This window comes from Saccharopolyspora dendranthemae (assembly GCF_007829955.1).
GTDB lineage: Bacteria > Actinomycetota > Actinomycetes > Mycobacteriales > Pseudonocardiaceae > Saccharopolyspora > Saccharopolyspora dendranthemae.
The window spans coordinates 1,231,566-1,255,763 of sequence record NZ_VIWX01000001.1 but is presented as its reverse complement, the minus strand read 5'-3'; the positions used below and the strand labels follow the sequence as shown (position 1 = coordinate 1,255,763).

Annotated in this window: 4 protein-coding genes; all 4 read left to right on the top strand. The window is 70.7% G+C overall.

The window, feature by feature from the left end; genetic code table 11:
* Positions 1-51 precede the first annotated feature (51 nt).
* The 4 genes from FHU35_RS05630 to FHU35_RS05615 all read left to right on the top strand — a co-directional run bounded on the left by FHU35_RS05630 (position 52) and on the right by FHU35_RS05615 (position 24,166).
* A complete protein-coding gene (locus FHU35_RS05630; protein WP_145737282.1) occupies positions 52-16,191 on the top strand; it encodes a WXG100-like domain-containing protein in 16,140 nt (5,379 codons plus the stop codon).
* Between the two features lie 93 nt (positions 16,192-16,284).
* On the top strand, positions 16,285-19,809 hold the full coding sequence (locus FHU35_RS29175; protein ID WP_186459269.1) for a hypothetical protein: 3,525 nt from the start codon (positions 16,285-16,287) through the stop codon (positions 19,807-19,809).
* Positions 19,806-20,771 (top strand): hypothetical protein, encoded by a 966-nt coding sequence (locus FHU35_RS05620; RefSeq protein WP_145737281.1) that lies wholly within the window; start codon positions 19,806-19,808, stop codon positions 20,769-20,771. Before FHU35_RS29175 ends, FHU35_RS05620 begins: the two co-directional genes overlap by 4 nt.
* Entirely contained in the window at positions 20,768-24,166 is a 3,399-nt protein-coding gene (locus tag FHU35_RS05615) for a right-handed parallel beta-helix repeat-containing protein (protein WP_145737280.1), read from the top strand. Before FHU35_RS05620 ends, FHU35_RS05615 begins: the two co-directional genes overlap by 4 nt.
* Positions 24,167-24,198: the final 32 nt, after the last annotated feature.

Sequence of the window (24,198 nt, the reverse complement as noted above, 5' to 3'; positions counted from 1 at the left end):
GGGTTCGATCGCGCACGGACGAGGGGGACGTGAGGGCGCACGATGGCGATCATGGTTCCGGAAGAGGTCGGAAACCTCTTCATGGTCCTGACCGGCGAGAAGTGGCCGCAGATCAATGAAGATCAACTTCGGCGGCTGTCGGAGTCGTGGCGCAACACCTCCACCAGGCTGCGCAGCGAGCTCACCCCCGAGCTCGCCGAGGCCATCAAGCTCATCCGCTCGGAGTTCTACGGCAAGGCGGCGATGCGGTTCGCCGACCGGATGGCGCCGTACGTCGAGAGCAACGGCTACATCGAGACCGCCGCGACCGGCTACGAGCAGATCGCCGGGTTCCTCAAGCAGCTCTCGGTGCAGACCGAGTACGTCAAGCTCGTCAGCCTGCTGTCGCTGATCGAGCTGCTCGCCGAAATCGCCTGGGCCATCGCGATGGCCGGCCCCACCTTCGGCGCCAGCATGACCTGGCTCGCCGGCCGCTACGCCATCGTCCGCTTCCTGCTCAAGAACATCTGGGGCAGGCTGCTGATGCGCGTCATCCAGGCGCAGATCTTCGGCATCGCCTTCCAAGTGGCCATCGATGCTGCCGCCCAGGGCATCCAGATGGCCAAGGGCACCCGCGACGACTGGGACGAGGACGCCACGAAGCAGGCCGCCGCCGTCGGCGCGCTCGGTGGTGCGCTGGCCCTGCCGTTCGCCGCGCTCGGCGGCGCGATGGGCAACATGCTCGCCAAGGGCCTGGTCAAGGGCGTCGGCGACAAGATCGACAACGACGTTCTCAAGGCCGCTGCGGAAGCCGCGTCCAAGAACTTCGCGGACGACTTCCCGAAGGCCCCGTCGCTGGCCAAGTTCGCCACCCAGGTCTCCGACCACATGAACACCCACATCGCCCGCGACATCGGCGCTCACACCCCGGGCAACTACGCGGGCATGTCGCTCAAGGGCATGTGGGCCGAGAAGTTCGGCCGCGGCCTCGCCGACGCGGTCGAGGAGGGCCTGCACGAGTTCTTCACCGAAGGCCTCTACGGCGCGATGACCGGCCAGGGATTCCAGGCCAACCCGTACTCGTTCACCGCGGGCATGTCCGCCGGTCTGTCGGAGAACCTGGGCAGCGTCATCGGCGCCGGGATCTACGGCAATCTCACCCCGGGCAGTGGCGAGAACCCCTTCCTCGCAGCGCAGCGCGAAAACGACGGCGGGGACTCCGAGACCTCGCCGCTGCTGGACGGCGACGGGGACCTGGACACCTCCAGCACCGACGGCGATTCCGCGAGCACGTCCACCGGCGGTGGCCTCGGCGGAGTCGGCGGGCTCGGCCAGTCGGGTACGCAGGTCCCGGGGCCCTCGACCCAGCAGGGCGAGGGCGCGACCGCCGGGCCGGACGTGCAGAGCGACCCGGTCGACCCGGCCTCGGACGGCCAGTCGACCCACGACTCGATCACCGAGCCGCAGACCCAGGTCCCGCACCAGCCCGGATCCGGGAGCACCGGAACGCCGAAGTCACCGGAGGCGGTCACCGTCGGCTCGGACGGGAACGTGGTCCCCGCCGAGAACTCCCAGTCGCAGCAGACGGATTCGTCCGACGCCGACCTCTCGCCCGGATTGCCGCCAGCGGGGCAGCAGTCGAACGCCGACGGCACGTCGATCACCGATCCGTCCACATCGGAATCCGGTCAGGTTCCCGCGCAGCGCGACTCGCAGAACCCGTCGCAGGTATCGGAGGGGAATTCCTCGGACACCGCTGTGCAGGAAGGCGATTCGACCTCTCCGCAGGCGCCGAGCACGAACCCCGCCCAGCCCGCTCCGCAGCCCGGCACGACCCAGCAGGACGGGTCGAACACCGGCTCCACCGGGAGCGACCCGCAGCAGGCCGCGCAGGGCGAATCCGGGACGCGCCCGACGCCCACCCCGGTCGCCACCGGCACGGATTCCACCTCGCAGGTAGACCAGTCCACCCAGGTCCAGCAGGACTCGCGGAGCACGGACTCCGCCCAGCCCCAGCAGGACTCGCAGCAGTCACGCACCGACTCCGCCCAGCCCCAGCAGGGCCGACCCGGCCAGCAGGACGTGCCGAGCGACAGCACGACCACGACCGAGGCGCCGGGACGAACGCAGGAGAACGGCCAGACCTCGGGCACCGACCGGGCCCAGCGCACCGACGGCGCCGTCACCGGGCAGCAGCCGGTCAGCACCACCTCCGGCACCGGCCAGACCCAGCCCTCCTCGACGAGCACGAGCACCGCGAACTCGACCGCGTCCACGAGCGCGCAGCAGTCGCCGACCCAGTCGCAGTCCGGGAACCAGTCGTCCACCACGCGCGGGAGCACCACGAACGGTGGCCAGAGCAGCACGTCCTCGCCGTCGGTCGTCGACGTGGCGGCCACCTCGCAGACCGCGCTCCCGGAGTTCTCCGGCACCCCGAGCACCGAGACCTCGGAGGTCGCGGTCGACTCCAGCGGCACCGTGGTCGAGACCTCGCAGGACCAGGAGACCTCGCACGCACCGGCTGACGACCAGCGACCCCAGGACCCGGCTCAGGACTCCGAACCCACCCAGGACCGGACCGCCCAGGACTCCCGCGGCGACCAGAGCACGCAGCAGGACGGAACCCAGCAGGACGTAACCCAGCAGGACTCGGGCACCACGCAGGACAGCGGCACCGCCACGAACGACGACCTCTTCGCCGCGCTCGACCAGGACCCGCGGCTGGACCTGGCCCTGACCGACCCGTCGCAGGTCACGCCCGCGCCGGTGCTGCCGGAGACGGCGCGCGCCGCGGACTCCTTCGCCGCCGACATGACCGCGCACGTCGACGAGACTCCGCGCCCCGCGGAGCTCACGCGCGACGGCGTGATCTCCGGCCACTCCCGGTTGCTGCCCAGCGACGGCGTCTGGTCGCCGGACGGGAAGGCACCGCTGGCCGCGAACGTCGCCTCCAAGATCGACGTCGATCCGGCGGTGCGGGCCGGGCTGCAGCAGCGGTTCCAGCAGCTGGTCGACACCCGGGGTGAGCTCGGGCTGCTCCAGATCCTCTCCAGCGGGCGGAACTTCCAGGTCCCCGGCCGGGACGGCACGCGGAACGTGTTCGTGCGGATGGACCCCGACACCGTGGCTCCGGTCGTGGCCTCCGACACCGACGTGCACAACGCGCCGTCGCAGAGCAGCAAGCACGAAGGTGCCAGCCGGTCCATTTCCAGCCACGCGGTCTCCCGCAAGCTCCGGCAGAACGTCGTGGCCGGCTGGGTGGATTCGGCGATCGAGGTCGCCGCCACCTCGCTGAACCTGCGCCTGCTGCCGTTCCTGGGGTGGGGCGAGAGCCGCAGCAACACCGTGTCGGACAAGACCGGCAACACCCGCGAGCGCACCGCGAAGCTCGGCGCCCACCACAAGGCCTTCGACGTCGGGTTCCAGGTCCAGTGGGATTCCGACGGGAACCGCGGCAACTCCCGGTTCGATCCGACGGTCCGCCTGGCCTACCCGGAGACGGTCCTGGAGAAGCCGCGACCGGCTCCCACCCCGGACGGCACGACTCCGGCGACCACCGCCCCGAACGTCCAGGACACCCGGAACGACCAGCAGGCCGGCGACCGGAACGACACCCCCGCCCCGCGCGCACCGGTGCCGATGCCCGCCGACGTGCAGCAGCTCATCGCCAACCTCGACAGCTACGCGGGCGTCGGCGAGCTCCACCGCAACGTCATGTCCACCCTGCCGGACTGGGTGCGCGACGACCCCACGCTCAGCGACGGCGTGGCCACCAAGGTCGACAGCTCGCAGTTCGTGGAGGAGACCTCCGAGGGCCTGGTCAACGGCATCGACATCAGCCAGCGCACCACCTACCCCCGGTGGTTGCGGATGCCGGGGAAGAACTGGTCGAAGCACCCCGAGGTCAAGGTGAAGGTCGAGCCGCGGGTCCGCGGTTTCGAGAAGGTCGGTGCACCGCAGCAGATCCGCACCGGCGAGATCCTGCGCAACACCAAGGACACCAGCACCTCCAGCAGCATCGGATCCCGCGCGGTGGGCGGATTCCGAGTCCGGGGGCTGTTCACCTCGGGCGAGGCGAAGATCGACGGGAACACCAGCCCGCTGCAGGTCGGCCCGATCGGCGTGCTGTCGCTGAACTCCACCCGCAAGGAGTCCCAGACCGGCAGGGAATCGGGGACCAACAAGGACAAGTCGCTGGAGAGCGGCGGAGCGCAGCGCTACCGGATCGACCTGTCCCTGGCCGCCGAGATCACCTCCCGCCCCGGCGGGAAGGCCGAATCCGCCCCGATCCCGGTGCAGGCCACCGACGGCGCCACCTACGTGTGGGTGCGCAACGAGGACGTTCCCGAGTTCGAGAAGGTCCTGGGCGACGTGCTCAACCCCGGCGGCACGCCCTCGGCCGCGCAGCAGACCACCGCTCCGAACGCCGAGCAGCGGGAGCGGATCCAGACCGTCCTCGACGGCGAGGGCATGTTCAAGAACGTGGTCCGCGTCGGTGGCACCGGCGAGCTGCGCGACCAGGCCCGCCAGCACATCCGGCAACGGCTCACCGGGCTGGGCGTGGACACCGACTCGGTCGACTGGAACCAGGTCAACCGCGACCTGAGCGGCTTCGGCCCCTACCAGGTCATGACGAAGTTCGACGACCTCAGCGGTGATGGGAAGCCGCTGACCGTCGACGTCACCGCGGGCGGGCGCAAGTTCCGCTTCGAGCTCACCGGCGATCTGGGCGACGTGACCGGGCGGCGCACCCTCGACAACGACGTCCGGTTCAGCGCGACGCGCAAGCACGGCAGCGGCTGGAACACCGGGTTCAAGACGAGCTTCGGCGTGGGCGCGCTGCTGGCCGCCATGGCCCGGACCACGATCCGGCCCTCCGGGTACGGGTCGAGCAACTACGTCGGCGGCATCGCGGGTCTCGGCGGGAGCTGGACTCGCGGCAAGTCCAGCGGTCACGGCGACAGCCTCGAATCCGAGCAGCGCATCAAGTACGAGGGCAAGGCGGACCGGATCACCCGCGACGTGACCTGGAACCTCCAGGCCACCGACACCTCCGCGCGGAACCCGTTCGGCCGCAAGGCCCCGGCCACCGAGGTGCAGGTGCCCGGGAGCGCGGACTACCGGGTGGCCGGTTTCCTGATCGACGCGGACGCGGGCTGGAACCCGGGCGACCCGGTACCCGCGACCGGGCACGACCTCCACGACGGCAACCGGGTCGACATGAACGGCAACACCGCGGTGGTCTCGGTCGTGGACCTCTACGGCAAGGCCAACGAGGCGTTCCACGAGATGCAGCGCGACGCCGCGCGCAGCGCCAAGGAGGGCAGGTTCGAGCGGTTCCGCCGCTGGATCGCGCACGGCGGCAGCACCGATCCCCGGCACAGCGACCCGAAGCACCTCCTCGACGTCGACCCGCAGTGGTGGCAGACGCGGCTCGCCGGGATGTTCCACGGCCCCCAGGTGCGCGACGGAGGTGCTCACGCCGGGCTGTTCTTCGACCGCATGCAGCGCGGAGCCTTCGAGATTCGGGTGCACAACGAGCGGCCGCTCGGGCCGGTGCCCGGCAACTCGACCTGGGAGACCACCAACAAGACCAGCGTGTCGGTCTCCAGCGGCCACAACCGGGGCACCGACGGCGAGATCGGGGTCAACTTCTGGGGTGCCATGGCCGACGCGGGCGCGGGCGTGTCCCTGTCGACCGGCCGCGGGACCGGCGACTCGCTCGGCGGCTCGACCAAGGCCGCCTCGCAGATCACGACGCCGATGCAGCTCTACACCGGTGACCTGGTGCTGTCGGTCCGGGCCGACGCGTGGCAGCAGCTGTTCGGGCAGCCCAACCACCGGTGGGACGCGATCAGCCCGTACCCGACCGGGGCGCAGAGCGACACCGTCGAGATCCTCGTCCCCGACGGGCTGCTCTACGTCACACCGCAGAACCCGGTGACCACCCACCCGGACACCCGCCTCACCGAAGACCTGCCGCTGCTGCGCGATCTCGGCGCCGGGCTGGACCGGTCGGTCGTCGTCTCCGGCTTCACGCGAGACGCGCCGGAACCGACCGGGCAGACGCAGGACGGGCGGACGGACCGGCCGGAGGAGAACGGCGGGAACCGGGCCGAGCAGGACCAGGACGCTCAGGACGACCAGGCGCAGAGCGGTCAGGACCGGCTGTCCGACGACGCGATTCGCGCGCTCTGGCACGCCGCGCCCGAGCTCTTCCCGGGCTGGACCCCCGATTCGGGCCGCCCGGCACCGCTGTTCGACGCCACCAACGCGCTGCGCGCGCTGGACAACCCGGCCGACGTCCGCGAGATGCTCAACGGCGGTTGGCAGCGAACCCTGTTCCGCTCGCGCTGGTTCGGCTCGCACTACTACACCTTCACCGCGACGGCCGAGCAGCAGCCCGGCGCCGAGATCATCGACCGCGGCGAGGTGCCCACCGGTGGTTACGCCGAGACGCAGGGCGTCCGGGGGCAGGGCGAGGACTCGTCGCGCAGCGCCGCAGTCTCGGCCTCGCTGACCGCGTGGCCGATCATCCCGACGACTCCCGGAGGCGGTTCGCTCGCGCCGATGCCGGCCGTCGGTGTGTCCGCCGAGAGCGGAGCGGAGCAGGCCAACGAGGTGGGCACGTTCGGCCAGGACCGTTCGGACACCGACGGCCACGTCGGCGTCCGAGCACCGGTGCGGATCAACTTCACCGTGCACAAGTTCCGCGTCCCGCCGCTGCTGCTGTCCACCTTCACCGAAGGCGCGGTCGGCTCCAGCGCCTACCGGCACCCGGAACGACGCGAGGTGACGCTGCCCCCGCAGCTGTCGCAGACGCGCGGTCAGGTCGACCTGAACCTGCCCGAGTTCCTGCTGAACCAGCCCACCGACCACGCGCCGGGCGGGACCGGTCGCGACATCACCGACGCGGCGAAGCAGTCGCCGTCCTTCCAGCTGGCCAAGGGAACCCGGGACCCGCAGCTCACCCAGCAGGCCGTGGACGCCATCGTCGACGCACGAGGGCACGAGGACCTGGTCCACCGCTGGTTCGGCGAGGGAACGCCGAACCGCGGCAAGCTAGACGCGCTGTTCTCACCGGACGTGATCGTGCCCAACATCGGCCACGACCGGAGGCTGCTCAGCGACGACGGGTACACGACGTCGTTCAAGGTCCACGACCGCTTCCTGTCGGTGGACTACGAGGTGCAGGTCACACCGAGGCTCACCGACCCGCAGTTCATGCACTCCTGGACCGAGGCGCAGCACTCGTCGAAGCAGGGCGCGGAAGCGAGCCAGGCGTCCGGCGACTCCCGATCACGCGGCGCGGACGCCGGTTTCGGGATGATGGCCATCCACAACACGAACTGGAGCAACGCCGAGAACGCCGCCTCGCGCGGAGTGACGGACTCCGAGACCGCGGCCGCGGCGCTGGAGCAGAGCAACACCTCGCGGACCCGCGGGCAGGACTGGCGGCGCTACAGCGCCATCCCGCACTACGACCTCATCATCCGCTCGAAGCCGCACTTCGCGCCGAGCTGGTCCGAGCACCGGAGGGAAGGTTCGCGCGGGTTCACCGGCACACCGGTGGAATTCGACGTCCGCGAGGGCGAGCACACCCCGTTCGACGCTCCGCCGCAGACCGCACCCGACACCGCGCAGCAGGACGTGAACGTCACGGCGGGGACGTCCCGGACACCGGAGCAGGCGCAGCGCGAGGTCCAGGCGATCGAGGGCCAGCTCGCCGAGCTGCACTCGCAGTACGACCGGTTGACCAGCAGGATCAGCCGGCTCGCCGATGCCGTGCAGGCCATGGCCGAGCCGCACCTCGACGGCGGGCCCAGGCCGGACCCGCGCCAGGTCGAGATCATCCACCGCGCGGCGATCGAGGTCACCGAGCCCGACGTGCAGCGTCTCGACCAGGTGGGGCGGCAGATCGCGGAGAACGAGCTCGCGCTTGACGACCTCCGGCGAGAGGCCGGCGACCTCGCCCCCGGAGCGCCTCCCCGCGGCACGCAGGACACCGGACTCCGTCCCGACGAGAGCAGGACCGACAGCGACGGCAGGCACTTCGACCGCTCCGGGAACCTGCTCCAGCAGGGGCAGGACGGCCAGTGGCGCAAGCAGAAGTACTTCGCGCTGCCCTGGTTGGACGACAACACGATGGTGCTCGGCATCCGTCCCGAGACCAACCCCTACACCGGCCGGCCCCACCACATGGCCGGATTCCCGTCGCTCCCGGGCGGCCACGCGCAGCAGCACTTCGCGGCCGACGGCGACTTCATCGGCGGGACGCTGGCCAACCAGATCGGCGAGGACCTGCACGGCGCCTACCGGCTCAGCGACCACGGCGAGGTCGCGCACTCGAACCCGGGCGCGGGCAACGCCAAGTCCGATGCGCACTTCGTTCCCACCGGCCTGGAACGCGACGGGAACCCGCGCCCACCCGCCGGGGACACCCGGGAGATCGGGCGCAGCGTCGAGATCGACCTCCGCGATCTCGGCGTGACGCAGCGCAACACCGGCCGCGAGATCCTCGCCGCGGTGGCCTACGCGTCGGGGATCGAGGACTTCGGTTCGCGGCACGCCGAGGAGTTCTTCGCCGACCCCTCCAGCGCGCAGATCGCCGAGTCCGTCCGGGACCGGCTTCCGGCCGCGCCATCGCACACCGCGCCCGCCCAGCCACCCGTGGCCGAGGCTCCCGTGGACGTCGACGAGGCGGTGCCGGTGTTCCGGGTGGAGGCGGAGCGGTGGAAGGCGTTGGACAACGCGTTCGTGTTCGGTGGTGAAGGCGGGCGTCCGACGGTGCGGCGGGGCGAGGGCAGCGGTATCCGGCAGCAGGTGAGCTACAGCCTGACGCCGGAGCCGGGGCGCTGGAACTTCGAGACGAAGCTGTACCTGCGGCCGGCCGAGGGGGTGACGTCTGCGGATCTCGCGGCCGTGCGGGCGAACACGGCGGAGGGCATCGAGAAGCTCGTCAACCAGCAGTCGCACACCTTGCCCGGGCCGGAGGTCGAAGCCCACGCCCACGTCGTGTTCGTCGATGACCCGGGTGCCGCCGATGGTGTGGTGGAGGTGGTTCCGGGGCGTCCGGATGATGTGAGCAACCCGATGGATCAGCATCGGTGGGCTGCTGGCGCGTCCGCGTCGGAGTTCACGCACGAGGTGCTGCACTTCTTCGGGGTTCGGGACGCGTATCCGCATCCTCGGCAGTTGTTGGACACCGCCGATAGTCCGGTGCCGGGTGACCTGATGGATGTGCGGCATGAGGGCGCGGATTATCGGGTTCTCGATCGGCACATGCAGCAGATCATGGACGTGGCCTCGCCTCACCTGCCGGGATCGTTGGCCACCGACGGCGTCATCCCGTCCTCGTCCGGGACCGAGATCTCGTCGCAGCGCGAGGCGAACCCGTCCGACGTCTCACCAGCCGTTCCCCCGAGCGACCGGCCGCGACGGCATCACGGCAGTCACCACGACCCCTACGCCGGCTCGTCGCGATCCTCCCGCTCCTCGCACGAGCCCCGGTCGCACCGCTCGTCGCAGGCGCCGCCCCAGCCCAGCGTTCCGGTGAGGCTGGACAACCCGCAGTTGCGGGCGAATCCGTCGCGTCCGGTGTGGATGTACCGGGGTGATACACGTCCGACCGAGGTGATCTTCCGGGATGGCATGACGTCGTGGGGCCGGGACTACAACTTGGTGTCGCACGTGCACGGTGGTGAGCACGCGCGCAATTCCGGGTACGTGTCGGTGACGCCGAGCGCGGTGGCGGCGCATCAGTTCGTGGTGCCCGATGGCGGAGAACCGATTCGGTACGACGGCCGTTGGTATGTGCCGATGTCGGGGCAGATCTATCAGATCGAGTCGTCGGGCAACATGATTCACATGGCGTCGCAGAACCTGCCGCAGGATCTGCTGGATCGGATGCAGTACCAGACCGAATGGGACTCGGTCCGCCATGTCGACCGTCGCAACATTCATTCCGCGATGACGGTGAGCGGTCACTTCCACCAGGGTCCTGATGGGCGGCGCACGATCCTTCCCGGCACGACACCGCAACTGACCAATGTGGACAACGAAGGCTACGTCAGCGGATACCGGGGTTACGACCCGCACGCGGACGCGGGGAGCGGGTTCACGCGGGAGACGGATCTCGGGTTGGGTGGTTCGTCCCGACGGCGCCGCTCTCCCTCCGACGACGCCTACCCGGGCAGCACCAGCTCGTCCTCCTACTACCCGAGGCAGTCGAGCTCCTACGACAACTACTACGACCGAGGCCCGGGACTGCCGCCCAGCGCGGAGAGCGCCAGCACCGGCGCGACCGTCAGCCAACCCGCGGGCGGCGCCCAGCAGCCGGGCCGCGAGGTCACGCTCGACAACCCGCAGCTGCGGGCGAACCCGCCACGGCCGCGGTGGATGTTCCGAGGGGACACGCGTCCCCCGGCGGAGATCTTCCGCGACGGGATGACCTCGTGGGGCCGGGACTACGACCTCGTCGCGCACGTGCACGGCGGCGACCAGGCCATGAACTCCGGGTACGTGTCGGTGACGCCCAGCGCCGTCGCGGCGCACCAGTTCGTGGTGCCCGACGGTGGCCCGCCCGTCCAGCGCGACGGCAAGTGGTACTTCCCGATGTCCGGTCAGATCTACCAGATCGAGTCCTCGGGCAACATGATCCACATGGCCTCGCAGAACCTGCCGCAGGCCTTGCTCGACCGGATGCAGTTCCAAACCGAATGGGACGCCGTCCGGCACGTCGATGCCGAGAACATCCACTCAGCGATGACCGTCGAGGGGTACTTCCACCAGGGGCCCGACGGCAAGCGCACCATCCTCCCCGGTACGGCGCCGACGCTGACGAACGTCGAGAACGAGAACTTCGTTCCGCAGCACCCGGGATACGACCCGCACTCGGACTCCGACAGCGGCTTCACCCGGGACAGCGACCTCGGCCTCGCTGAGCGGTCCGCCGAATCCGCCGACATCTCCCCGGGTCTGCCTCCCTCGGACGGTTCCCGGCACTCGTCGCGGTCGCGTCGTTCGCACGAGTCGTCGCGGTCGCACCACTCGTCCCGCTCGCATCATTCGTCGAGGTCGCACCACTCGTCGTCGAGCAGGCCGTCGTACTCGGGTTATCCGGCGGTGTCCTCGTCCGCCGCGCAGGCCGGCTCGTCGCACCCCGCTGCGGGTCCGGTGCGGTTGGACAACCCGCAGTTGCGGGCGAATCCGCCGCGTCCGGTGTGGATGTACCGAGGTGACACGCGTGCGCCGGAGGTGATCTTCCGTGACGGGATGACGTCGTGGGGCCGGGACTACAACCTGGTGTCGCACGTGCACGGGGGTGAGCACGCGCGCAATTCCGGCTACGTGTCGGTGACGCCGAGCGCGGTAGCGGCGCACCAGTTCGTCGTGCCGAATGGTGGCGATCCCGTGTACTACGAAGGTCGCTGGTACGTGCCGATGTCCGGGCAGATCTACCAGATCGAGTCCTCGGGCAACATGGTCCACATGGCCTCGCAGAACCTGCCGCAGGATCTGCTGGACCGGATGCAGTACCAAACCGAATGGGACTCGGTCCGGCACGTGGATCGCCGCAACATCCATTCCGCGATGACCGTGAGCGGCCGCTTCCACCAGGGTCCGGACGGCCGGCGCACGATCCTGCCCGGCACGACGCCGCAACTGTCCAACGTGGAGAACCGGAACTACGTCCCGGGATACCGCGGCTACGACCCGCACGCGGATCCCCGCAGCGGCTTCACCCGCGACACCGACCTCGGGCTCCGTGATGACACCCGGTACTACGATCCGGACATCTCGCCTGGTCTGCCAGGGCTGCCCCCGCGCACTTCGGGGGAGGACCGGAGCCAGGAGGGAACTCGCCACTCCGGTTCCGCCCGCGTTCCGAGCTCCCTCGCCGGCAGTCCCAGGATTCAGGCCCCGGCCGGGCCGATCAGCGCGGAGACCCTGGCTGCGCACGTCGATGCCAGCGCCGAGCGCGTGGTGCTGGTCCCCGATGCGGAATCCCGAGGTGTCGACTTCGCCGACAGCGGCACGCGGGTCGCCGTGGACCTCGGCAAGGAAGTCGTGGCGCTGGTCGACAACGGTCGCGGCAAGCTCCAGTGGCGCAGCTTCCAACCGGACGGGTCCAGGCCGCGCGTGGTGCGCGACGACTCGTCGACGGAGGCCGCAGCGGACAGCAGCAGCCCGCCCGATATCGCTCAGCAGCAGGAGTCGCAGCTTCCCGGTCAGCCGGGGCCGGTGTTCCGGGTGGAGGCGGAGCGGTGGAAGGCGTTGGACAACGCGTTCGTGTTCGGTGGTGAGGGCGGGCGTCCGACGGTGCGGCGGGGCGAGGGCAGTGGTATCCGGCAGCAGGTGAGCTACAGCCTGACGCCGGAGTCGGGGCGCTGGAACTTGGAGACGAAGCTGTACCTGCGGCCGGCTGAGGGGGTGTCTGCGGCGGATCTCGATGCCGTGCGCACCAACACGGCCGCGGGCATCGAGAGGTTGCTCAACCAGCCGGAGAACGTGCTTCCCGGGCCGGAGGTCGAAGCCCACGCCCACGTGGTGTTCGTCGATGATCCGGGTGGTGCGGATGGTGTGGTGGAGGTGGTTCCGGGTCGTCCGGATGATGTGAGCAATCCGATGGATCAGCATCGGTGGGCTGCTGGCGCGTCTGCGTCGGAGTTGACGCACGAGGTGCTGCATTTCTTCGGGGTGCGGGATGCGTATCCGCATCCTCGGCAGTTGTTGGACACTGCGGATAGTCCGGTGCCGGGTGATCTGATGGATGTGCGGCATGAGGGCGCGGATTATCGGGTTCTCGATCGGCACATGCAGCAGATCATGGATGTGGCCTCGCCTCATCTGCCGGGATCGTTGGCCAGCGACGGCGTCATCCCGGAGGTCTCGCGCGCCGCGTCCTCCGCGCCGCGCGAGAGCAACCCTGCCGATGTCTCGCCCGGTGTCTCGCCGGACGACCGGTACCGCTACTCCCACGAGCCCTCGCGGCCGCGTCGTTCGCACGAGTCGTCGCGGTCGCACCACTCGTCCCGCTCGCATCATTCGTCGAGGTCGCACCACTCGTCGTCGCGCAGGCCGTCCTACTCCGGCTATCCGCCGGTGCCCTCGTCCACCCCGCAGACCGGCTCGTCATACCCTCCGGCGGGTCCGGTGACGCTGGACAACCCGCAGTTGCGGGCGAATCCGCCGCGTCCTCGGTGGATGTATCGCGGTGATACGCGTGCGCCGGAGGTGGTGTTCCGCGAGGGGATGACGTCGTGGGGCCGGGACTACAACCTGGTGTCGCACGTGCACGGGGGTGAGCATGCGCGGAATTCGGGGTACGTGTCGGTGACGCCGAGTTCTGTTGCGGCGCATCAGTTCGTGGTTCCTGATGGTGGCGAGCCGATCCGGCGCGACGGTCGGTGGTACGTGCCGATGTCCGGTCAGATCTACCAGATCGAGTCCTCGGGCAACATGATTCACATGGCCTCGCAGAACCTGCCGCGGGATCTGCTGGATCGGATGCAGTACCAGACCGAATGGGACTCGGTCCGCCATGTCGACCGCCGCAACATCCATTCCGCGATGACGGTTCGCGGCTACTTCCACCAGGGTCCCGATGGTCGCCGGACGATCCTGCCGGGGACGACGCCGGAGCTGACGAACGTCGAGAATCGCTATTACGAGGAGGGGTATCGGGGTTATGACCCGCATGCTCACGCGAGCAGCGGGTTCACGCGTCGCACCGATCTGGGTCTGGGTGAGCCGCCGCGCCCGAGTCGTTCCTCGCGGGAATCCAGCCGCTCGATCCCGACGTCCAGCTACCCGACGACCAGCTCGTCCTCCTCGTACTACCCGCCGTCGAGCAACTCGTATTACTACTACGATCGGCGTCCCGGGCTTCCTCCGAGCCAGGGCGGCACGGTCAGCGACGGCGGGCAGGTCCGCTCCGACGACTCCGCCCCCGCCTCCTCGGTGCCTCGCGAGCAGCGCTTCGCCGCGGTGCTCGACGCGTACCGGGCCGCGCGTTCGGCCGCTGCTGCCGGCGTCCGTCCCGTGCAGTACTACGCGAGCGGTGTTCCCGGCGGCGCGAGCAGCCGGCCCGGGGCCCGGTTCGGCACCGAGATCGAGTTCACCGTTCCGGAGGAGCACTTCGACGTCGCCGTGCAGGAACTCGGCGCCGCTTTCCGCGACGCCGGGCTGGGGGACTGGCGCGATGGCCAGGAACTGGCCTCCGGCTTGGTGAAGAAGGCGCCTGACCGCTGGCGCCTGGTCGACGAGGACACGCTCGAGAGCGGGATCGAGGCGGTGTCGGAGAAGCTCGCCGGCGACGCGCGCTCCTGGCAGCGCTTCGAAACCGCAGTCGACACCATCCGTTCTGTCGTGGAGAAGTACGGCGGTTCGGTCGACGAGGGTGGCGGGCACGTCAACGTCAGCCACGAGGGAGCCGCCTTCACCCCGGGTGCGAGCGTCGCCCTCGCGGGTCTGGCCAAGGCCCGCGAGCAGTCGCTGTACCGGATGGCGAACTCGACGATGGGCGGGCCGCAGCGAGAACTCCGCGCGGTCGGCCCGATGCCGGTTCCGCCGCGCGCCGACACCGCCCGCACGCCCGAGGACGTCCGCACGCTGAACTCCAGCCGCAACGAAGGGCTGAACTTCGAGCACGTCCAGGGCGGTGCGAACGACCGCTGGGAGTTCCGGATGTTCCCCAGCAGCACCGACAAGGGGGAGTGGCAGGCCCGGGTGGAGCTCGCGTCGGCGATGGTCGCCGCAGCGCAGGACCCCGCGACCCACGACCGCATCGACTCGCTGCTCGAGAACCCGAGGCTGTTGGGCGACGAGACCGGCGACCGCTCCGACGAAGCCCAGATCAACGACCTGCTGGACCTCTTGGAGGTGTTGCCGCTGAGCAAGGCGGCCGAACAGCAGATCGTGGAGCTCTTCGCGGCAACCGAACCCTGGCGCCGCAGCGGAGCCACCGACGACTTCCAGACGCTGGCTGTGCCGACCCGCGACGGACTGCACTACCCGAGCCCGGGCGAGGACGTCTCGGCGCTGGTCCAGCACGGCCGCGACACCAGTCCGAACGCGGACGAGCAGGTCGTCCGGGTCACCGCCAGCCAGGACGGCGAGCACCTGACCCTCTGGGACGGCGAGGATCGCACGGTGCGCGATTTCGCCAACCACGTGCGGTTGCACCCCGGGTTCGACGAGGACCGCAGGGTGGTGCTGGAGACCGGCGACGTCGACGCCCGCGCCATCCAGGACGTCGCCCGCTTCTTCGGCAACGCCGAGATCCGGCCACGCCAGGAACACGCGCCGAGCACCGATCAAGCCGACCTCTCGCCCGGCCTGCCGCCCTCGGACGACTCCCGGCACTCGTCGCGGTCGCGCCACTCGCACGAGTCCTCGCGCTCGCACCACTCGACGAGGTCCCACCACTCGTCGCGATCCCACCACTCCTTGCGGTCGCACCACTCGTCCTCGGCGAGCCGGCCGGCCTACGGCACCTACACGACGGCGCCGTCCCCATCCAGCGGTCCGGTGACGCTGGACAACCCGCAGTTGCGGGCGAACCCGCAGCGGCCGCAGTGGATGTACCGGGGTGATACGCGTGCGCCGGAAGTGATCTTCCGGGATGGCATGACGTCGTGGGGTCGGGATTACGACCTGGTGTCGCACGTGCACGGGGGTGAGCACGCGCGTGACTCGGGCTACGTGTCGGTGACGCCGAGCGCGGTGGCGGCGCACCAGTTCGTGGTTCCCGACGGCGGAGAACCGATCCGGCACAACGGCCGTTGGTACGTGCCGATGTCCGGTCAGATCTACCAGATCCAGTCCTCCGGCAACATGATTCACATGGCGTCGCAGAACCTGCCGCAGGATCTGCTGGACCGGATGCAGTACCAGACCGAGTGGGACTCGGTCCGGCACGTGGATCGCCGCAACATCCATTCCGCGATGACCGTGAGCGGTCACTTCCACCAGGGTCCTGATGGACGGCGCACGATCCTTCCTGGGACGACTCCGCGGTTGAACAACGTCGACAACGACGGGTTCGTCGACGGCTACCGGGGTTACGACCCGCACGCCGACTCGGGTAGCGGGTTCACGCGCGAGACGGATCTCGGCTTGGGCGTTCCGCCTCGTCGGCGTCGCTCGCCATCCGAGGAGTACGACGACCGCTACTACGATTACCCGTCCTCGTCCCACCGCAGGCGGTAGCGGCCACTCGCGCCCGGACGGTGAACAGGTTGAACCTCCCCGCCTCCGCCATCCGTGAAAGTAGCGGGGCCAAAAGGAGGAGGCAGGCACCACATGGGCGCGTTGGTCGTCGAGCGAATGGGCGCAGGCGTGGTCGTGCGTGCGGAGGACGCGCGTGCGCCCGTGCCGCCGCCACCGTTCACCCTGTCGGACGGGCGCACGCAGGTCTACGTGGACGAGACCGCGCTGCCCGTCTTCGAGCGGCTCGAACCCGAGGTGCTCACCAGCTTGCGCAACGAACTGCGCCCCGAGGGCGTCGGTCTCCCCGCGATCAGACTGCTCTCCTCCCGGGCGGGTCTCGCCGCTCGTGGCGGTTCCCGTCCGTTGGCGCTGAGGCTGTCCGAAGCGCTCGGCACCGAGGTGGTGGCGCCCGACGGAGAACTGCTGATGCTGCCGGGCGGCGAGCTCTTCTCCGCGGGTGAGCAGACGGGCTGGGTCGGTTTCCGGCCCGGCCGGTCGAAGTGGCACGACGGGCCCCGCTACCCGATCCCGGACTGGCAGGACGGGCTCTCGACGAGCCTGCGCACCCGGCCCGTCGACCCGCGCATCAGCGTCACCCCCATCCCCGCCGGGATCTGGGTGCGGGCCGCGGGTCAGCCGCCCCGGCCCCACGGCGACACCGGCTACCAGGTGCCACTGTCCCGCAACCGGCTGGCCATCGTCGTCGGCGCACCCGGTGAGCCGCTCCCGGCGCCCGAAGCCCTCGCAGCGTTCGTCGGCGGGCTTCCCGCTCCGCAGCGCGACACGTTCGGCCTGATCGGCTACGGCCCCGAGCCGGTGAGCGTCCGGCCGCTGGCCCAGCAGCTCGCCGAGCTCATCGGTCAGCCCGTGCACGGGTGCCACGCCGTGCCCCAGTACCTGCCCGAAGGCGGTCAGACGTGGGTCGTGCCCGATGATTCGGGCCAACCCAGCTGGCTCCCGTTCGTCCTGGAGAGCACCCACCAGCCGGGGGTTCCGCCGACACCGCGCAACTGGCTGCCACCGGTTCCCGGACTCACCGGGGCCGGGACCGGAACGTTCTGGCTGCAGGACGGCTGGCTGGTCGACGTGCTGCCCGCAGGCCTGCTCGTGCGTCCTGTCCGCGTGCCCGTCGACCCCGTCGCGTCACGGCTCCCCGTCTCGCCCGACGCGGTCAACCTGGTCGTCAGCTCCGCGGGCGGAGCACCGCCCGAGCGGGTCCTGACGGCGGTGGAACGCTTCGTCACCGATCTGCCCGCCGAGGCGCGCGAGCGCCTGCGGCTGATCGCGACGCCGCACGTCGGGCCCGACTACCTGGGCCGCCTCGCAGCATCGCTCAACGTCGCAGTGCACGTGCTCGGTGCGGCAGGGCCGGGCCCTGCCGTCGAGGTCGCCACGAAGGCGCCCTGGGGAGCGCACCCGTGGGAGGCGTCGACCGGTGCGGTGCCCGCGGGCATCGGCGGCCGGCCGGTCGCCTGGGTTCCGGCTCCGCTGGGAGGAGTTCCCGCAGCCGAGTCCGTCGCGCCGATGCCCTCAGCTGCGCGGCAGGCCCCCACGCCCCCTGCCGCCGGTGAGCCCGGGGCAGGGGAAAACCCGCCGGTGGCAGCGGTGTCGGCAACCCAGCCGATGGCGGACGGACCGATCCGGCACCAGCCGACCGAGCCCGTGCGCATCGTGTCGCCGGTGGTCGTCGACGCCGAAGGCAGGATGCGTCCCACGGGCGACGGGTGGCGCCGGGGGGAACACGGTGCGGCGACTCAGGCGGCCGAGGTCGCCGACGTTCCGCTGGTGCCCGCATCCTTGGGCTCCGCGAGCACGCCGCTCCCGCAAGCGCCCGAACCGCAGCCCTCGGAGAGCTCCCCGGAGGAGACGGTCATCGAGGTGACGCCTCCGTCGAAGGCGGATCCGACCGAGCAGGCAACGCCGGTGCCCGCGGCGACCGTTGAACCGGACGCTCCTGCGGCGGCGGAAACCACTGCGGCACCGGGCAATCCGTCCGGCGCGCCGACGCCTGTCGCGGCGAGCGCGATCCCGACCGCGGTGACGTCCGTGCCGATCCCGGTGGTCGCTTCCAGCACGCCGCTGCCGTCGATGACGCCCGCAACGCGTGAGCCCGCGCCGGAACCGGCCGCACCGACGCCGGAGGACTCGCCGCCCGATGCCCCTCCGGTGCCCGTCAACCCACCACCTGCAGCACCGACGACAGGACCGGGCCCGGGACCGCGTCCTCCGGCCCCGCCGCCCGCGGCTCGATCGGTGCCTCCCGCACGGCCTGCGCCTGCCTCGGCCATCGCTGCGCCGGCCCCTGCCTCGGCTGCCGCGACCCACCGGATGCCCGCGCCCGTTGCGGCCGCTGCACCAGCGCTTCCGGGCCCGGTCGTCCCACCCGCTCACGCACCGGCACCGGTCCAGTCGTCATCGGCCGCAGGGGTGCAGCAGCGTCCCGCGCCGGGCTCGACGGTCGCGGCCGCACAGGTGGCGACCGCACAGATGCCGACTGCGGTCACACCGCCCGACCCGGTGGTGGCGCAAGCGGTTTCCGCTCCAGCTGGGCTGAGGACCTCCGGTGTCGCGGACGGTCAGGCGCCCCGGGTTGACGCAGCCGATGCCCGGTCCGCCGCAGGCCAGACGACCACGCTCGACCTGGCCGAGGTCGAGACCGCCGTCGAAGCGGCGCCGCCGGCCGCGGATTCCGCGAAGGAGCAGGAAGTCGACGCGGTGGAGCGGGTTTCGGTCACCGACGTCGCGGCCGTGAGCGCGGAAGGAGCCGAGGCGGAGGAGGCCGCCGACACCGGGCAGGCCGAGACCGGACAGGCCGAGACCGATGAGCACGTCGCTGCAGCGGTGTTGAAACCGCTGCTCCTGGTGGACCACTCCAGCACCGAGGAAGACCGCCAGCAGTTCAAGAAGTCGCTGGGCTGGAAGTACGACGCGGCCACGCGCTCGGTGACCCGCCTGCTCGCCGAGCGCCCCGGCCTGCGCGGTGGCATGCCGGTGGACGACGCGATGCTCACCGAACTCGCCGCCGTGCACGTGTTCGCCACCTCCGACCAGCGCCAGTTCGTCGACGCGATCCGCTCGGGAGACGCTGCCTCGCAGTACCCGTTCATCTCCTGCCTGGCAGGAGGCCTGCGTCGGCTTCCGTCGTTGCAGGGCCTGGTCGTGCGCGGTGGACCTGGCGAGGCCGAGACGGTCGAGGACTACGTCGTCGGCAGCGAGCTCGTGGAACCCGCGCCGATGCTCGGGGTCTCGGACGAGTCGGCTGATGTGCCCGGTTCGGTGGAGCTGCTGATCTGGTCGGTGACCGCGCGGAGGCTCGGCGGCCTCGCCGATGACGAGAACTCCGCCGACGTGGTGTTCCCGCCCGCCACCTCCTACCGGGTTCTGGCCGTGGAAGCCGATTCCGGCCGCGTGCTGCTCACCGAGGTCGGCAAGAAGCAGCGGTCCGAAGAAGCTCGCAAGCGGCACGACGCCCGCGTGCTGGAACGCCTGACCGAAGCGGCCAAGAGCCGCGACGAGCGCGCCGGTTCCGAGGTGAGCGCGCCCGATCACGAGCGGTACTCGGTGCTGCTGGGCGAGCCGGCGAGCCCGTTCGCCAAGCCCGCGGGGGTCGATCGGTGAGCCCGCGATCCCCCGAGGTGCACCAGTTGCTGCTGCAGCTGGCGGGCCGGATGCCCGACGGTGAGCTCGCGGTCCTGCGCACCTGCCTCGCCGACGACGAGCTCGACGAGATCGCCGAATCGCTGGTCGCAGCGGTCGGTCTGGGGCTGGCGCTCACCGATGCCGAGATCGACCTGCTCACGGCGCTGGCGCGGGCCAACGACGTCGATCCCGAGGGGCTCGTGGAAGCTCCTCGCTGCGCCGAGCCACCGCCGTGGCGGTTCACCGCGCACTCCGCTGACGACGCCGATGCGGCCGCGGTGCGCGCGTCCGAACGCATCGGCGGTGTGCGGGCGTTGTGGCGCAGCGGTCGCATCTCGGCGGAGACGACCGAGCCGGTGTACCTCGTGGAAGCGGACGGGGACGCCGATCTCATCGAGCTGACCGCCGAGATCCAGCACGGTCTCACCGAAGCCGGTGCCGAGCCGCGAGTCGAGGTCTTCGCCGCCGGTGAAGCCCCGACGGCTTACCACGAGAACGCGCTGTCGACGTCTGAACTGATCTGGGACCCCGAACCGCCCGTGCGGCTGGCTCGCGTCTTCGACGGCGCCGACACCCTGGGCACGCCGTTCTTCCGGCCCGATCACCGCCGGGCCGAGGCCGCCGAACGGCAACGCCTGTTGAGCTACCTGCGCTCGGCGCCGATCGCGATGTCCACGGATCAGGTCATGCCGGACGTGATCGACCCGAACCGCACCGTGCCGCTGAACTTCCGCTCGGACGGGACCTGGGTCTGGAACGACGCGGTCCACCACTACCTCGACAGGTATCACCTGGCACCGGATCCCGAGCTGGTCTCGCACGTGGTCGCCGCGAAGGCGGGCCTCGACGCGCTGGGTCGTCTCGACCTGCACCGGGCGATCGCCGTGCTCACCGAATCGTCGACACCGCAAGCGCGAGAAGAAAAACTGGGGCGAGAATGACCAACACACGTTCGATGTTGTCGGTCTCCGCGACCGCGCCCGACTCGTTCCGCACCATCGGCGACGCGATCGCCTCGGCGACCACCGGCGACGTCATCTCCATCCAGCCCGGCACCTACACCGAGTCGGTGGTGCTCAGCCGCGAGGTCACGCTGTCGGCAGCGGGTGCGGCGGGCGGCGTCCGCATCGAGTCCACCGGTGACCCGGCTGTCGTGATGGCGGCCGAGACCGCCGTCCTCTCGGGCCTGGTCCTCGTCCACAGCGGATCCGAGACCTCCGCCATCGACGTCTCCACCGGCCGGCTGCGGCTGGAGGAATGCCGCGTCGAAGCGGCGTCGGCGGCAGCGCTCTACGTGCACGGTCAGGCCGAAGCGAGCGCCAGCGGAACGGAGTTCACCAACCCCTCCGGGGCGGGTGTGATCGCCATCGACGGTGCGGGCGGGCACTTCGGCAACTGCACGATCAGCGACGTCAAGGCCGCCGCCGTCGTGATCCGCACCGATGCGGACCCGCAGTTCGTCGACTGCACGATCAGCGATGCGGCCGGCAGCGCCGTGCTGGCCGCCGAGCGCGCCAGGGGAGCGATGCGCGACTCCCGGATCGTGCGGGCGGGAAATCCCGCCGTCGTGGTCGAGGGCAGCAGCTCGTTCCGGATGAGCGGCACCGCCATCACCGAGCCCTCCGGTGTGGGGCTGCTGATCGCCTCCCGGTCGACGCCCGTCATCGAGGACTGCACCATCACCTCGCCGGGGGCCCAGGGCGTTGTGCTCGTGCAGCAGGGCGAGCCCGAGGTCCACCGGCTGCGCGTCGACGAGCCGGCCGGGTACGGGCTCCACGTGCTCGAAGGCTCCCGGGGCGAGTTCACCGAGTGCACCATCGCGGACTCCCGGGACGCGGGGGTGTGGATCGCCGGGGCGTCGCCGTCGTTCTCCGGGCTGGACGTGACGGGCGCCGGTGGACCCGGCGTGGTCGTGGCCGAGAACGGCGCGGGCACGTTCCGGGAGCTGACGCTGCGCCGCCCGGCCGGACCAGGGATCGACGTGCGCGCCTCGAAGGTGACCGTCTCCGGTGGTGCGATCGCCGACGCGGCCGGGGATGCGGTGCTGCTCGCGGAGAAGGCCGAGATCGAGGTCGAGGACGTCGCCATCTCCGGTTCGGGCGCGGTCGGCGTCCGCATCACCGAGCACAGCTCCGCAGACCTGCGCGGCGTCACCGTGGCGGGCAGCGGTGGCACCGCGGTGCTGGTCTCCGACGGTCAGTCCGTGCTGCGCGGCTGCGACCTCTCCGATGCCGGGGAGCACGGGGTGAAGGCGTCCGGGACCTCGTCCGTGGCCCTGGAGCAGACGCGCATCCGGGGCTGCGAGGGCAACGGCCTGGAGTGGGCCGCGGGGTCGTCGGGCGTGCTGGACCGCTGCGAGATCTCCGGGAACGCTGCGGACGGCATCGTCGTCGGTTCCACCGAGTCGATCAGCGTGCGCGACACCATCTCCAAGGACAACGGCGGCGCGGGCGTGCGGTTGCAGGTCCGCCGCGACAACGTGCGGCTCAGCGGCATCACCAGCGCCCAGAACGCCGACCCGGAGAGCGATTCCGGCGAGGCCGCACCCGAATCCGACGACACGACGCGGTTCGGGAGCTCTCGCACCGCGGACTCCGTTCCGCCGAGCGAGACCGGCCACGAGCCCCGGGTGCCGACGCGGGCCAAGCGCGGTTCCGAGGGACGGCTGGGGGAGCTGCTCGGCGATCTGGACGCGCTGGTGGGGCTCACCGACGTCAAGCGCGAGGTGGAGGTCCTGACCCGCCTGGAGCAGATGGCGGAGAAGAGGGCTGCGGTCGGTCTGCCGATGCCGCCGATGAGCAGGCACCTCGTGTACGCGGGATCGCCCGGTACCGGTAAGACCACGGTCGCCCGGCTCTACGGGCAGATCCTCAAGGAACTCGGGGTGCTGCGCATGGGCCAGCTCGTCGAGGTGGGACGCGCCGATCTGGTCGCCAGCGTCGTCGGCGGGACGGCGTTGAAGACGACCGAGTGCTTCGAGAAGGCGCTCGGCGGCGTGCTGTTCATCGACGAGGCCTACACGCTGTCCGGTGGAGGTGGCGGTGGTGCCGACTTCGGCCAGGAAGCGGTGGACACCCTGGTCAAGCTCATGGAGGATCACCGCGAGGACGTCGTCGTCATCGTCGCCGGCTACACCATGGAGATGCGGAAGTTCCTGGCCACCAACCCCGGCCTGGGCTCCCGGTTCTCGCGGACCATCGAGTTCGCCGACTACAGCAACGACGAACTGGTCACCATCGTCGAAGGCATGTGCAGGGCCAACGACTACCGGCTGGAGTTCGAGACCCGCGAGGCGGTGCTGGGGTTCTTCCAGAAGTACCCGCGGGACGAGGCGTTCGGCAACGGCCGCACGGCCCGGAAGGTCTTCGAGGAGATGATCGGCCGCCAGGCCTACCGCCTCGCCGACGACCCCGAGCTGAACCCCGTTGCCATGACCAGGCTGCTGCCGGAGGACATCGGAGCTCTGCCCGGCAGCGGCGTCGGTGCCGGTGCGGCCAACGCTGACACGGCGATGGTGGAGAGCCTGCTCGACAAGCTGCACCACATGGTCGGCCTCGCGGACGTCAAGTCGGAGGTCGGCAACATGGTCGACCTGCTGGCCTCGGCCAAGCAGCGCCAGGCCGCCGGACTGCCGGTCCCGTCGCTGAGCAGGCACCTGATCTTCGGCGGGCCGCCCGGCACCGGCAAGACGACGATCGCCCGCCTCTACGGCGAGATCCTCGCGGCGCTGGGCATCCTCCAGCGCGGGCAGGTCGTCGAGGTCGGGCGCGGGGACCTGGTCGGCGAGTACGTCGGGCACACCGCGCACCGCACGACGGAGGCGTTCGACCGGGCGCGCGGTGGCGTGCTGTTCATCGACGAGGCCTACACGCTGTCCTCCCAGCGAGGTTCCAGCTCGGACTTCGGCCAGGAGGCCATCGACACGCTGGTCAAGCTGATGGAGGACCACCGCGACGAGGTCGTGGTGGTGGCCGCCGGCTACGAGGGGCAGATGGAGGAGTTCCTGGCCGCGAACCCGGGCCTGTCCTCGCGCTTCTCGCAGCGTGTTCGCTTCGCCGACTACAGCAACGACGAGCTGGTCACCATCGTCACCCAGCACGCCGCGGCGGCCGGGTACGAGTGCACGGGTCCGACGGTCGCCGCGTTGCGAGCGCACTTCGTGTCGACCCCGCGAGGCCCGTCGTTCGGCAACGGTCGTTATGCCCGGCAGGTCATGGATGCGGCCGTCACCCGGCACGCGAAGCGCCTGCGGCTCACCGCTTCTCCGACGCTGGAAGACCTCTGCCTGCTGCTGCCCGACGACGTGCCCGCCGCGGGCGAGGTGGCCAGCGGCTGAGCCCGGGCCCGGCCGGTCGGCGATCCGAAGAG

Excerpts from the sequence above, each read along its gene's own strand:
- FHU35_RS05630 (WP_145737282.1), top strand. The coding sequence starts at position 52 with ATGGTTCCGGAAGAGGTCGGAAACCTCTTCATGGTCCTGACCGGCGAG.
- FHU35_RS29175 (WP_186459269.1), top strand. The coding sequence starts at position 16,285 with ATGGGCGCGTTGGTCGTCGAGCGAATGGGCGCAGGCGTGGTCGTGCGT.
- FHU35_RS05615 (WP_145737280.1), top strand. The coding sequence starts at position 20,768 with ATGACCAACACACGTTCGATGTTGTCGGTCTCCGCGACCGCGCCCGAC.